Genomic DNA, 13,952 nt, shown 5'->3' with positions numbered 1-13,952 from the left:
GAACCGATGGCTGCGGCTGCGAAGGGCGCGACGCCCAAATCCAAGACGAAATCTCATGGAATCGACTTCGCCCTGATCTACCGCAAATACGGCACCATTCTGATCTTCGCCGGCATCTGCATCCTGGCCTCGCTGCTGAGCCCGACCTTTCTGACGGAGGCGAACCTCACGAACGTCCTGCGCCAGGTCGTCGTCGTCAGCCTTCTTGCCTGTGGCGTCACCTTTATCATCATTCTCGGCCAGATCGACGTCTCGCTTGGATCGGTGCTGGCGCTGTGCGGGGTGATCGCGACCAGTGTGATGGCAACGACCGGAAGCATTGCACTTGCCGTATTGGCGGGTATTGCGACAGGCGTCGTCACAGGTTTCATCAACGGCTTCGTGATCACGTTCTTCCGCATCCCGTCTTTCATCATGACGCTGGCGATGACGACGGTCGCAAGAGGTGCCGTGCTGCTTTATACCGGCGGCGCACCGGTTTCCGGTCTCGGCGAGTTCAAGGTCATCGGTCAGGGCTCCGTCGGACCGGTGCCGATCTCGGTCCTGATCCTCGTGGCCTTCGTCGTGATCTCCTGGATCTTGCTCAACAAGACCAAGTTCGGCCGCTACGTCTATGCCGTCGGCGGCAACGACCGCGCAGCAAGGGCATCCGGCATCAATCCCGACAGCATTGTCGTCAAGGCCTTCATCTACAACGGAATCCTGTGTGCGATCGCCGGTATAGTTTTGATGTCCCGCATCAATTCGGGGCAGCCGGCCGGCGGTGTCGGCTACGAGTTCGACGCCATCACCGCAGTCGTCGTCGGCGGCACCAGCCTGATGGGCGGCACGGGAACGATCACCGGCACCATCATCGGCTCGATGATCATCGGCGTCATCAACAACATACTCAATCTGATGAATGTCAGCTCGTACTGGCAGCAGATCATCAAGGGCCTGATCATCGCGATCGCGGTCATCCTTGATGTTTGGACGAAATCGGCCCGCAGCAAGAAGAAGGCCTGATCGGAAAGTTCCCGCAAAGCAGAAAACCGCACAAGCGGAGGACCACCTGTGTGTCGGCGCGAAAGGGCGCGCCGAAAACCACCTGAGTTTTGTAACGCCCAATGGGAGGAGAAGAACCAATGAAATTCATGACCAAACTCGCACTGGCGGCAGCCGTTTCGATCGCCGCGCTATCCGCCAACAGCACGTTCGCCGCCGACAAATTCGTCGTCGGCTATGCCAACATGGCAGACACCGACGTCTTCGTCATGGCGCGCAAGACGGCCTTCGTCGATGCCGCCAAGACCGATCCGAACGTCGACATCAAGTTCGCCGATGCCAACAACGACGCCAGCAAGCAACTCGACCAGATCGATAATTTCATCGCTCAGAAGGTCAATGCGATCGTCGTCGTTCCCGTCGACTATCAGGGCATCGTTCCGGGTGTCGAGAAGGCCAATGCTGCCGGCATCCCGGTCGTTGCCCTCGGCATCCAGTCGGCCGGCGGCAAATATACCTTCGTCGGCTCCAAAAACATCGATGCCGGCAAGATGCAGGCCGAATACATGAAGGCCAAGCTGCCGAAGGACGCGCAGATCCTTTATCTAGAAGGCACGCCGGGTCTCTATCATTCGCAGGAACGAAAGAAGGGCTTCGAAGAGGCGCTCGGACGTCCGGACGTGAAGATCCTCGCGAGCCTGACGGGCAACTACGATCGTGCCGAGGGCATGAAGGTCACCGAAGACTGGATCCAGAGCTTCCCGAAGTTCGACGCCATCGTCGCTGCGAACGACCAGATGGCGTTAGGCGCCCTGGAAGCCTTGAAGGGGTCGGACCGCCTCAAGGGCGTGATGATCGCCGGCGTCGATGGCGTGCCGGATGCGCTGAAGGCGATCAAGGCCGGCGAGATGTCCCAGACGATCTTCCAGAATGCAGCCGGTCAGGCAAAGGCCGCCTTCGAAGTGGTCGAAGGCATCAAGAAGGGCGAGCAGCCGCCGGCCGAGAAGCTCGTGCCGTTCGAGTCCATCACCAAGGACAATGTCGACCAATACATGAAGAAGTAATTCCTCCCGAAGAGGCGTGTCGGGACGACAAGCGTCCCGGCACGCAAATCCACCATGAAATGACGTCAGCGGAGCCAATGAAATGATGCGTCTTAGTCTGGTAACCGACATTCTCGGCTACCTCCCATTCGAGGATATGCTCGACACGGTTTCCAAGCTCGGGTTCGAAGCTGTCGAACTCGGCTGCGGCAACTGGTCGAAGGCGCCGCATCTGAAGCTCGATGAACTCTTGTCGAGCGAGCTTGCGCGCAAGGACTTCTTGGCCGCACTTGATCGTCGTGGCCTGTCGATTGCCGCTCTCAATTGTTCCGGCAACCAGCTTCATCCGGGGCCAAGCGGCGAGGCGCATCGCGCCGTGGTCGACAAGACCTTCCGGCTTGCCGAGAAGCTCGGCGTCAAGACGGTCGTCATGATGTCCGGCTGCCCTGGTGGCACGCCGACGGATGAGCTGCCAAACTGGATTACCCATGTCATCCTGCCCGAACACGAGAAGGCGCTGGACTATCAGTGGAATGAGGTCCTCATCCCGTATTTCCAGAGAGCAGGCCATCTTGCCAGGGAGTGCGGCATCCGCATCGCCATTGAGAACCTCGGCGCGACCATGATCCACAATCCCGCGAACATGCTGCGGCTGCGCGGGCATGTCGATCCCGTGATCGGCATGAATTTCGACCCGAGCCATCACATGTGGATGGGTGGCGACCCGATTGCGGCCGTGCGCCTGCTTGGCGAGGCGATTCACTACATGCATGCAAAGGACGTGCGCCTCGAGCGGACGCTTGCCGAGGCCAATGGCCTGATCGACACCTACTGGATCAACGACATTGCAAAGCGGTCCTGGAACTACGTGGCGCTTGGCCATGGCCACGACGTTCAGTGGTGGAAGGAGTTCTTCGCCGTCGCCCGGCTTGCCGGCTATGACGGCCCCGTCAGCCTTGAGATGGAGGATGCCGGGATGGAACCGCTCACCGGCGTCAAGAAATCACTCACCACGTTAAAGCTCGCTTTGCCGCGCGACTTCGACTGATCCCATTTTAAGGAAACAAACATGCTCAAGATCGGTGTTATCGGAACCGGCGCAATCGGCCAGGAACATATAGAACGGCTTCACAACAAGCTTGTCGGTTCGACTGTTGTCGCCGTCAACGACATCAACAAGGCGCAGGCCGACGAGGTCGCAAGACGCCTGACGCCCGCCGCCCGCGTCTTCGAAAACGGGCATGATCTTGTGGTCGACGCCAATGTCGAGGCTATCGTCGTCACATCCTGGGGGCCGACGCATGAGGAATTCGTGCTTGCCTCGATCGCGGCCGGCAAGCCCGTCTTCTGCGAGAAGCCGCTCGCAACGACCGCAGCGGCCTGCCTCAACATCGTCAATGCGGAAATCGCAAGCGGCCGCCATCTCGTCCAGGTCGGCTTCATGCGCCGTTACGACAAAAGCTATCGCCTGCTGAAACAGCAGATTGAGAGCGGCAATCTCGGCGAACCCCTGATGGTTCATTGCGCCCACCGCAATCCGAATGTTCCGGACGTCTACGGTGGCGACATGGCGATTACCGACAGCTTCCCGCACGAGATCGACGTGCTGCGCTGGCTGCTCGACGACGACTATGTCTCCGCGCAGGTCATCATGCCCCGGAAGACGAAGCACGCCCGCAAGGATCTCGACGACCCCCACATGATCCTCCTCGAAACCAGCAAGGGCATCCGGATCGACGTCGAGGTCTTCGTCAATTGCCCCTATGGCTATGACATCCAATGCCAGGTGGTCGGCGAGGACGGCATCGGCTACCTGCCGGAACCCATGAGCGTGCTTCTACGCAAAGACGCGAAGCTCAGCCACGAAATCCTCCAGGACTGGAAGCTGCGTTTCATCGACAGCTACGACGTCGAACTCCAGGAGTGGATCGATTCCGTCAAGATGGGTGTGGTGCGTGGCCCGACGGCCTGGGACGGTTACTTCGCAGCCATTACTGCCGACGCCTGTGTCGAGGCCAAGCACTCCGGTCGGATCGTTCCAATCGAGATTGGCGAGCGACCGGCATTTTACGCAGCGCACGTCCTCGAGCCCGCCGCCTGACGACATCCAAAAGGAGAAAACGATGAAGATCGCACTCGATCCGCACATGCATCGGCATCTGCCGCTCAACGAACTTTGCCGCAAGGCCGCCGAGCTCGGCTACGATTATATCGAGGTCTCCCCGCGAGATGACCTCCTTCCATGGTGGGTGCGGCCGCGCGCCCACAAGGAGCGCATCAGGGAGTTCAAGAAGGCGCTCCAGGATCATGGCGTAAAAGTCGCATCGCTACTGCCGATGTATCGCTGGGCAAGCCCGCACGAAGACGAGCGGCAGGCTGCGGTTTCCTATTGGAAAGAAGCTATTCATCTTGCCGTCGAGCTCGGCGTCGATACCATGAATTCCGAGTTCGGGCGCGGCCCTTCGCCGGATCGCGGTCATCGCTCCAACTGCTGCGGCGGTCACTACACGCACGAACACAGCGAAGCAGCCTGGTGGCGTTCCATCGAGGAGCTCGTGCCGGTTTTCGAGAAAGAGGGCGTGACCCTCAACATGGAACCGCACCCGGAGGACTGGTGCGAGACCCTGCATCCGGCGATCGACATGTTGAGGACGATCGGCTCGGACAACGTCAAGTTCCTCTATTGCGCCCCGCATACCTTCTATTTTGGCGACGACATGGCGAAGATGATCCGCGATGCCGGGCCGCTGATCGCCCACGTGCATGTGGCCGACACTTATAATCACAAAGCGTCGTCGGGCCTTCGCTACATCATCAATCCGCCGGGTGCCAAGGTCACGATCCACCAGCACATGGACATGCATCAGGGTGAGATCAACTGGGACGTCTTCTTCTCCTCGCTGGCAGAAGTCGGCTTCGATGGGATCGTCACGGCCTGCGTCTTCGGCTGGGAGGACCGGGCCGATGCGTCCGGCCGCTTCATGCGGACCGAGATTCAGAAATATGTCGACAAATACTGGAAGAAGTAGGCCGGCGTGATGTGCAGGAGAAATGGGATGCGTATTGGACGCAGCGCGGGCCAATACGCATGAAGGACGAATGGTCAATGTCTGATCCAACCCACACGCGAGGCCGAAGCGGCTCCTGCGTTCGGACGACAGGACCTCGCCTGCGCGCATGCAAACGATTGACGGTAATAGCTGTTCGAACGGGAGGATAGAATGGCGCAGGACGGCGCCCTGGTAGCGCCCAAAGACATTGCCGAGCTGAAGATGTTTGTCGTCTCCCGGACCAAAGAGTTTCCGGAGTCGCTCAAATACATGCTGGAGCTCAGTTTCAGGCGGCCGGAAGCGGTCGCCTTCAGCAACGCATCGTCGCTGGCAGCAGACTGCCGGATTGCGCCGTCTTCCATCTCGCGCATGGTCAAGGCACTTGGCTACAGATCCTTCCGCGAGTTCAGGCAGGTTTATCGCGACCATGTTTTGGCGTTGTCGCGCCGATCTTCTTTTGCATCCCATGGTGATGCCATTTTAGATGTGCTGGTACCCCATAGCGGGGAAAAGGCTGTCATTTGTTTCCGAGGTGATCGCATGTCTCGGGCGAGCGGAAAGATTTCCAGCGACCTCATTCCGCCATGGCGCAGGCTATCCCTTTATTCCGGCCGAAAGCATGATGGCGCGCGTGATCTGCTTCTGAAAGACAAGGTAGAGAATGGCGACGGGAAGGCCGGCAAGGACAGCGGCGGCCATATCCTTGGCAAAACGCACGCCGAAGACATCCTTCACCTGGGTGATCCCGACGGGAATGGTGATCGTGCTGTCCGATGTTGCGACCAGGAATGGCCACAGGAAATTGTTCCATGCCGCGATAAAGGTGGTTATGCCGAGCGCAGTGATCACCCCCCAGTTCATCGGCACATATATCTTCCAGAGCGTTCTCAGGTGGCCGGCATTGTCGAGCATCGCCGCCTCGCGGAACTCTTTTGGAATCTGATCGAAGAATTGTTTGAGGATGATGATGACCGATGGCACCACGAGCTGCGGCAGCACGATGCCGCCCCAGCTGTTGATGAGCCCGAAGGTGTTCATCAGCACGAAATGGTTGATGATGAGCGCCTCCGCCGGCACCATCACCGAGGCGATAAGCGCCCCATAGATCACACGGTGGCCGGGAAACTGGATTTGACTGAGCGCATAGGCGCAGCCGACGCTCATCGCAAGCACCAGAACCGCAATGATCGCCGAGGTGCCGACTGAGTTCATATACCATTGCACGATGCTCGAGTGCTCGATCACGTAGCGATAAGGCTCGAGCGTCGGTGCCTTCGGGAAAAGCCCGGGCGCCCGGCTTACCACCTCCGTGTCGGATTTGAGCGATGTCATGACCGCCCAGTAGAGCGGAAAGAACCAGATAAGAGCCCCGAACGCCGTCAGTGCGGTCAATGCGTGCCCACTCCAGCTTCTTGAAGCAACATGACTCTTTACCGTGCTCGGCTCCACCTGCGTACTTGTTGTCAGAATGCTCATTTTTCGCCTCGCGCGCGCAGGAACTGGTATTGGAGGACGGAGGCAATGAGAATGATGACGAACAGGATGGTGGCGACGGCTGCACCCTCGCCACCCTTGTTCTGCTTGAAGGCCAGATCGTAGATGACGGTCATGACAACGGTCTGCGCGTCCGCCGGCGTGTGGGCGAAATAGCCGAGTAGATAGGGCTGCGCGAAGATCTTGAACTGCGCAATCAGCTGCAGTGTCAGAACCAGCGCCGTGACCGGCCAGATCAGCGGCCAGGTTATTCTCGAAAATACTCGCCAGCGGTTGGCATTGTCGAGCGCGGCCGCCTCGTAGACGTCAGGCGAGATGCTGCGCAGCGCCGCAAGGAACAGCAGGATGTTGAAGCCGATGGTCCACCAGATTGTGATCACTGCAACTGATGGCATGAAATAGGTTGGCGAACGCAAGACCGGGAGCGGCCGCCCGCCGGTAAACAGTCCGACGACATTCTGGATGACACCGTATTGCATGTTTGCAATCCAGGTCCAGATCTGGGTCACCACCGACACCGGCAGGATCGAGGGCAGGAAAAAGCAGGCGAGAACCAGCATCTGTATGCGCCCGCTCAGGCGATTGATGCCCATGGCAATGAACAGCGCGAGAAACGTGCCGGGGACGACGGTCAGGGCGATGAAGTAGAGCGTGTTTAAAAGCGCCTTTTGAAATTGGGGTGAGGAGAGCTGGCGTGCATAATTGTCGAGGCCAACCCATTCGCCCGGTCCGATCAGCGGCGCATTGGTCAGGCTCATCGCCACCATCCGCCATGTCGGGTAGGCAAATATCACCAGAAACGCGATGACCGCCGGTGCGACCAGCAGCGCCGCAACCGCATTATCCTGTTTCCTGTTGCTGACGGCGGCCATCCATCACCTCTCTCGTTAATGCAGCTCCGGGGCAGGGAGGAGCCCCGGAGCTGTTGAAGAAAACATCACTGAGAGTTCATGTGATCGCGAAACTTCTCGAGCGTTTCCTTCACATCGCCGTCGCCATTGAGCGGCCCGGACGTCATGTTCTGCCAATCGTCGTCGAACTTCGAGGCCGCGCCCGTCAGTGGCGTCTTCGGCATGTAGAAGGCGTTGAGCGCCATGGCTGCGTAGTCCGCCTGCGGCTTGAGTGCCTTGTAGGCGGCCGAGGTGCTGACCGGCAGATAGGCCGGGATGTGGCCGGCAGCAGCCCATTCCAGCGAATTCACGTTCATCCACCGGATGACCTCGAGAACCGCAGCGCGTTTTTCCGGCGTCATGGTGACGCCGACATTGTTGGGGATCACGAAGGAGTGCGAGTCCGACCAGTTGGCGGGCTTGCCCATCCAGGCCGGAATGTTGACCATGCCATAATCGAAACCGTTACCCTTGGCGACTTCGGTTTCCATGGTCGGCAGTTCCCAATTGCCGTTCAGGAAGAACGCGGATTGTCCGGCGAGAAAAGTGGGGGTGATGGTCTCGGTGTCGATATAAGGCTGCGCCCAGCCTTGCTTCACCCAATCGGCGACTTCGTTGTAGGCTTTTTCCATCTTGTCGAAATTGTCGCCCTGCAGGAACTTGCCGTCGGCGGTCAGTTGGCCGCCCTCCTGGCCGAACAGGGTGTAGATATCGCGCAGATCGCCGTTGGACGAAGAGATGACGACGCCGTTCTTGCCCGCATCCTTGGCTTTGGTCAGAACTGCGCGCCAGCCTTCCAGCGTGTCGATGCCGGTCGGCTTGCCATCCTTGCCCAGCACGCCGAGCTCCTTCAGCACATTCTTGTTGTAGTAGAGCACTTCACCATGGACGTCGAAGGGCACGGCATAACGCACATTATCGACCGTCGAGGCGGCGATTGCGTTCGGTGGATAATCGCTGTCTTTCAGTCCGACAGCATCGAGCTCTTTCGGATCGATCGGCGAGACGGTCTTGGCCGCAACTGCGGCGGCTAGGCGTGACAGATGATAGGTGGCGATATCAGGCCCCTGGCCGACGGCGGCGGATGTCTGCAGCTTGGTGTAATAGGGGATACCCCATTCGAGCGTCGTGCCCGTGATCTGGATCTTGTCCTTATGCTCGTCGTTGAAGCGCTGGATCAGCGCCTTCATTCGCACGCCATCGCCCCCGGACAAAAAATCCCACCAGACGACATTTTCGACTGCGAATGCCGGAAAGGCAGTCATGAGGGCTAACGCAGCAATTGATGTTCTCAACAGGTTACGCATTCTTTCTCCTCCAGGCTGTTCTGTTTTCCTCCCGGGCCGCCCTTTGCGGGTGGTCCCTATGCCCTGTGCCGCAGCTGGCGAGCCGCGTGATATCCGTTGCCGCCAGTACTCGTCGCTATCGCGCCGCTGCCTATGCCGAGCGAGGTGTTGCTGAGCACATCAATTTCTCCAAAGCTCTTGGAGACATTGCGGATGCTCAAAGCTGCATCTGTCTGGGCCACTTCAACCTCCTCCCGGTCATATGCGGCGGTGAGATTTTGGGGCCGGCTATCCGGCTGCCGTCTCGATGATGCAATCAAGCAAGGTTGCCGCTACCGGATCGACACCAGCTGTTTCGCGCATCAGGCCGAAGGTCGTGGCGACGATATGACCGGCGCCGACCTGCCTCTCGGCAATGGTTGCGCATGGCTTGTGGATCCAGCCCACCATCGTACCTGCGTGGACCAGGCCGTCGAAATGGACCGGCCGGAAACCGGTGATGACGCGGTTCGGATTGACGCCAACGAAGGAGAGATCGGTCAGCGGGCCGCCCGGCAGGCGTTCGAATTTCCCCGAACGCTTCACCCAGCTGAAGCCGGTGACCCAATTGCCCTTCCAGATGGTGCCGTTGCGTTCGGTGACGCGCATCTGCGGCATGGATTGCCCGCGATCGCCCCCGGTCGGGTAATTCCAGTTCGGCTGGTCGTTGCGCAGATTGCCGAACGGCAGCGGCGCCACATCGGCGAGCGATACATAATGGGCACCATGCTCCATGGCGTCGATATCGGCCTGGCTGAGGGAAGACGCAACCCGTACATCCGCCTTGCCGGCCTCGACAAGCGTGTAGCCGAGCGCAGTGAGATATTGCGCGATTTCTGGTTCGGCCGAGAATACGGAAAGGACCGGCTTGGAGCGGCGGCGATAGACACTGACCTCGAGGCTGTTGCGTGCAATCTCCTTGCCGCCGGCGGTGATCGTAAACTGGATGCTGATCTGTCTGCCGGCCATGGCCGGCTCAAAGGACAGAGAAAGTGCCGGCAGATGATGTACCGATGTCGCGTTCACCGCCGGGATCGCCATCCTTCCGGCAATCGTACCATCGACGTTCCAGCTCAGCTCGGCCGCGGGGAGCGCCTTGCCGCCGGTCGAGATTTCGAGCTCGACATTGGCGGTATCGCCTGCCCACACAGCATAATGCTGCATGCGCGGGATGATGACGACATCGGTATTAATCTCGTGAAAGCGGTTGTGATAGGCACGCGTATTGCGCTGCATGTCCATCAGGCCGTTGGCTTCCCAATGCAAATCGGTCAGCTCGGTGATGACATAGCCCTGGATCGAGGCATGGCGGCGCATCTCTTCGATTTCGAATTTGAGGGCATTGAACTGATGCCACTGCGTGTCCTCGATGAAGGAGCCGAAGGACGGAAAGACCTTATCGAACTGATAGGTGCGGAAGCGCTGTTCGACGCCGTGCGGATAGGTCGCGCCGTCGCTCTCCCACTCCAGGCCATTGATGAACCAGAACGGTTCCTTGCCGTCCTGCTTGAGCTTTTCCGGATGCGGCAGACCCCAGACGCCGAACTCGGAGACGACGAGCGGCTCGTCGCCGCGCCGTTTCGCATCGCCGTTCGGCGAATAGGACCACTCAGGCCTCCCCGCGAAAGCCGATACCCAGTCGGTCCACTCGCGCGCCATTTCCGGGACTGAGGCGTAGTAGTGGAAGTCGTCTATGTCGGAGACGACATGGAAGTTCGGAATGCAGGCGGAATTGTCCACGACCAGTCGCGTCGGGTCCTTCTCCTTCAGCCAGTGATAGGCGTTTTCCAACCAGGCTCGCTGATCGGCGCTTTCGACGAGGCGCGTTCCCCAATCCTCGTTGATGATGGTCCAGATCACGATGGAGGGATGGTTGCCGTCGCGGCGCAGGATTCCTTCCATCGTATCGAGCAGGCGCTTCGCCGATTTTTCGGTGAAGGTCTGAATGTTCGGGATTTCCGTCCAGACCAGCAGGCCGAACCGGTCCGCCACATCGTAATAGCGCGGATCGGGAACCTTGATATGGCAGCGCAGGAGATTGAGGCCGAGCTCCTTTGCCTTGCGTGCCTGATCCTCCAGGAACTCCAGCGACGGCGGCGTATAGATGCCCTCGGGATAATAATCCTGATCCAGCGCGCCGCGCATGTAGAAGGGCTCGCCGTTCAGGAAGAACCTTCCATCCCTTGCCTCGAAGGTGCGAAAGCCGAAATTCTGCTCGGCGGCATCGAGAACGGTGCCGCTCTCGGATAGCTCGGCAACAGCCCGATAGAGCGCGGGATCATCAAGCGACCACGCCTCCACTTTGGCGACTTTGAGCGTGGCCGAAGCCCGTGCCTCGTCATCGAGCGCAACTTCGGCCGAAGCTGTGACCGCACCGTTGCGATCGAGAAGCGTGATCTTCAAGGCGCCGGTAAAAGCTGCTGCCAGCTCGACATCGATGACGACATCCCCCGTTGCGAGATCGGCGCGGATGGCCTGGTGGGTGATATGCGCCTCGCAGCGGCATTCCAGCCAGACCGATTGCCAGATGCCACCCAGCATTCCGTACCAGCTCTGCTTGCCGTGCGGGATCTCGTCGAACGGAAAATCCGGGAAAGCCCGGGCATCGGCGCTCGGCAGCGTAACCTTCACATCCAGACGCAATTCGCCCGCAAGCAGATCGCCGGGGATGACAAATTCAAACGGCAGATAGCCGCCTTCGTGAGAACCGAGAGCGCGGCCGTTGACCGCGACTTCGGCGAAATAGTTCACCGCACCAAAATGCAAGATGACCTGACGACCGAGCCACTCCTGCGGCACGGTGAAGCCGCGGGAATAGGTTGCCACGCCAGCCGCGGCCCGCAGATCCGGAAAATGGGCCTGCCAGGGGGCGGGCACGGCAATCGTCGTTGGCGTTTGGCCTTCCAGCTGGAAGTCCCAGGCTCCGTCGAGAGACAGGCGCGTACGCGGCGCGCAATGAGTGTCGGCGAAACGGCCGGAGGCGATGGTCATAGCCGCGAGCTTTCTGGTTGGATTAAGTCACAAAATAAGTTACAGATAAGTTTCGTAACTTATAAACTTAACTTCCGCAAGGGCCGCAGCTTCACATTGTCCGTCAGATTTTCTAACGTGCGTGCAGACTGCCCTTGAGTCCGAGAAAGAAACTGAGTGAACGACAAAACGACGAAACGACCGACCATGTCCGATATCGCCTCGCAGGTCGGCGTTTCGCATGCGACGGTTTCGCTGGTGCTGAACGAGGCACCCGGCAAGAGGGTTTCGGAGAAGGTGCGCGAGCGTGTGCTGGCGGTCGCCGAGGAACTTGGCTACCAGAAGACCGTGCCGGCCAATGACCCGATCAGCGGCATCATCGTTCTCCTGATCGACGATCTCATGGCCTCGCAGCATGCCGCGCCGCTGATCGAAGGTGTTCGAAGCGCAGCGGAAGAGCAGGGCCTGGCGGCGCTCACCGTCGTTACGGGCGGACAGGTCGAATTCGCGGAATCCATTCTCGACTATCTCGGACGGCGCCAGATCGTTGGCGTAATCTATGCCACGCTGATCACCCAGCTGGCGCCGGTGCTGCCCTCCAAGCTCGGCAACTACCCAGCCGTCCTTCTGAACTGCCACCAGCAGCGAGCCGAGTTCTCCTCGATCATTCCCGGCGATCATGCCGGCGGTTACGCGGCAACGGAAGCCTTGATCAAGGCCGGCCATCGTCGCATCGCGATGATCGACGCCGGCAGGCAACGGCTTGAAGCGGCGCGCGATCGTCTAAGCGGTTATCGCCAGGCGCTGACGACCTATGATATTGCCGTCGATCCGGAGCTGATCCTTTCGGAAGCCTGGTCGCTCGATCTCGGGCGGGAAAAGATGCTGCAGCTCCTCGATCTGCCATTGCCACCGACGGCGGTTTTCTGCTTTTCCGACCGTGTGGCAATGGGCGCTTATGATGCGATTAGGTTGCGCGGATTGAGGATTCCCGACGATATTTCCGTCATCGGTTTTGACGATGAAAGCCTCGCCCGAAAAATCCTGCCGCCGCTCACAACATTGAAGCTGCCGCACGAGGATATGGGCCGTTGGGCGGTCGCCGAGCTTCTGGAAAAGGTGATGCAGCCGAAGAAGCCGCCAGTAAGGCTGAAGATGGAGTGCCAGCTGATCCTTCGCGCTTCCATCGCGCCGCCGCCTTAAATGCGATGAAGGGACAGCCTGCCAAATATAAGGCGTGCGGCGCGGACACATCGCTTGGAAGGAGGCCTTAGGAAAGACTGGATACGTCTACGATGATCCGTCTGTGATTGTCGGGATCGACCAGAACTGGCAGCGTAGTTCCCGCTGCGGTGCGCTTCAGGCGGCGTTCGGAACTGCTGAATGACATACGCGTGACTGCATCCCAGTCCACGCCGCCATTCGGGTGAGTTACCCGGACGGTAATGTCCCACGTGCCGCCTGGCGCACTGCTTGGCCTCACCTCATCGGCGGTCAATACCCTTGCAATGGTGGGTTCAAGCCCGACCGCAGCGGCTGCGCCGGCAAGCGCGAGTTCTGTTTGCTGTGCGGTGAGACCATTGAGCAGCTCTGGCGACGTCTCCCCATCCGGTGCCTCGCGCCAAACGCGGGGAAAGTCTGGATGGTCAGTCTCGTCGATCCGCTGCTCGTCCTGTTTCTGGGTGCGCAATCTCGCGGCGAGGTTTTCTGCTGCCTGCTGCCCCCTCGGAACTTTTTCCCATTCGATCCTGTAATGTCTGGGATCGGCGAGATCCACGACGACCGGCAGCATCATGCCTGGATGAGGCCATTTCGACTTCGGCACATCGCGGCCGCTGAAATGGACTGCGGTTGGCGCTACGCGCTCGGCGATGATCACGCCGTCTATGTCGCATTTCGGAAAGAGCGTCACCTCGCCGGCAATGTCGGGCGGCGGCGAGCAGGCCACTACTTTCAGCCAGCCGCTCACCGGGTTCATGATCTCGGTTCGTCTGACTTTGCTGAACAAGCTCATGCAGGCCACCTGCTCAATCCGCTTCCGTCACGATGATATTGAATCACGCCGAGGTCGAGCATTCAAGACCTGTCGGTGCCGCACGCGGAAACGTGCCGGCTGCTGATGGACGAGATGACTGGATATTCTCCCGAGAAAAGTCTGAGTCCGTCCTTGAAACACAACATTATATATTATATTAT

Annotated in this window: 12 protein-coding genes; 6 read left to right on the top strand and 6 right to left on the bottom strand. The window is 59.5% G+C overall.

Annotation, left to right across the window (positions count from 1 at the left end; genetic code table 11):
• Window positions 1-6 precede the first annotated feature (6 nt).
• From ABOK31_RS19840 to ABOK31_RS19820, 5 genes are all read left to right on the top strand, one after another.
• A complete protein-coding gene (locus ABOK31_RS19840) occupies window positions 7-1,005 on the top strand; it encodes an ABC transporter permease (protein ID WP_349961350.1) in 999 nt (332 codons plus the stop codon).
• Between the two features lie 119 nt (window positions 1,006-1,124).
• Window positions 1,125-2,048 carry a sugar ABC transporter substrate-binding protein gene (locus ABOK31_RS19835; RefSeq protein ID WP_174180879.1) on the top strand — a complete coding sequence of 308 codons (924 nt, stop codon included), beginning with the start codon at window positions 1,125-1,127 and terminating at the stop codon, window positions 2,046-2,048.
• Window positions 2,049-2,130: 82 nt separating this feature from the next.
• A complete protein-coding gene (locus tag ABOK31_RS19830) occupies window positions 2,131-3,075 on the top strand; it encodes a sugar phosphate isomerase/epimerase (protein WP_350019293.1) in 945 nt (314 codons plus the stop codon).
• A gap of 21 nt (window positions 3,076-3,096) precedes the next feature.
• On the top strand, window positions 3,097-4,128 hold the full coding sequence (locus tag ABOK31_RS19825) for a Gfo/Idh/MocA family oxidoreductase (RefSeq protein WP_349960161.1): 1,032 nt from the start codon (window positions 3,097-3,099) through the stop codon (window positions 4,126-4,128).
• Between the two features lie 22 nt (window positions 4,129-4,150).
• Entirely contained in the window at window positions 4,151-5,056 is a 906-nt protein-coding gene (locus ABOK31_RS19820; protein ID WP_349960159.1) for a sugar phosphate isomerase/epimerase, read from the top strand.
• A 615-nt stretch (window positions 5,057-5,671) separates the two neighbouring features.
• Here ABOK31_RS19820 and ABOK31_RS19815 read toward each other — a convergent pair.
• The 5 genes from ABOK31_RS19815 to ABOK31_RS19795 all read right to left on the bottom strand — a co-directional run bounded on the left by ABOK31_RS19815 (window position 5,672) and on the right by ABOK31_RS19795 (window position 11,777).
• Window positions 5,672-6,409, bottom strand: coding sequence for a carbohydrate ABC transporter permease (locus ABOK31_RS19815; RefSeq protein WP_349961346.1), 738 nt, complete (start codon window positions 6,407-6,409; stop codon window positions 5,672-5,674).
• A 140-nt stretch (window positions 6,410-6,549) separates the two neighbouring features.
• Window positions 6,550-7,443, bottom strand: coding sequence for a sugar ABC transporter permease (locus ABOK31_RS19810; protein WP_349960157.1), 894 nt, complete (start codon window positions 7,441-7,443; stop codon window positions 6,550-6,552).
• 65 nt (window positions 7,444-7,508) lie between these two features.
• The gene (locus tag ABOK31_RS19805; RefSeq protein ID WP_349960155.1) at window positions 7,509-8,768 is read right to left on the bottom strand and encodes a hypothetical protein; all 1,260 of its coding nucleotides are present in this window, start codon (window positions 8,766-8,768) and stop codon (window positions 7,509-7,511) included.
• A 56-nt stretch (window positions 8,769-8,824) separates the two neighbouring features.
• Window positions 8,825-8,989, bottom strand: a complete 165-nt coding sequence (locus ABOK31_RS19800) for a hypothetical protein (protein WP_349960153.1) — start codon at window positions 8,987-8,989, stop codon at window positions 8,825-8,827.
• Between the two features lie 46 nt (window positions 8,990-9,035).
• Complete coding sequence (locus tag ABOK31_RS19795) at window positions 9,036-11,777, bottom strand: sugar-binding domain-containing protein (RefSeq protein WP_349960151.1); 2,742 nt, start codon at window positions 11,775-11,777, stop codon at window positions 9,036-9,038.
• 156 nt (window positions 11,778-11,933) lie between these two features.
• On the opposite strand from ABOK31_RS19795, the gene ABOK31_RS19790 reads away from it, so the two are divergent.
• A complete protein-coding gene (locus ABOK31_RS19790) occupies window positions 11,934-12,959 on the top strand; it encodes a LacI family DNA-binding transcriptional regulator (protein WP_349960149.1) in 1,026 nt (341 codons plus the stop codon).
• Window positions 12,960-13,026: 67 nt separating this feature from the next.
• Here ABOK31_RS19790 and ABOK31_RS19785 read toward each other — a convergent pair whose 3' ends face one another.
• The gene (locus ABOK31_RS19785; protein ID WP_349960147.1) at window positions 13,027-13,770 is read right to left on the bottom strand and encodes a hypothetical protein; all 744 of its coding nucleotides are present in this window, start codon (window positions 13,768-13,770) and stop codon (window positions 13,027-13,029) included.
• Between the last annotated feature and the right edge of the window lie 182 nt (window positions 13,771-13,952).

The sequence above is a fragment of the Rhizobium sp. ZPR4 genome (assembly GCF_040215725.1).
GTDB classification, from domain to species: Bacteria; Pseudomonadota; Alphaproteobacteria; order Rhizobiales; family Rhizobiaceae; genus Rhizobium; species Rhizobium rhizogenes_D.
This window is presented reverse-complemented; position numbering and strand designations above follow the sequence as displayed.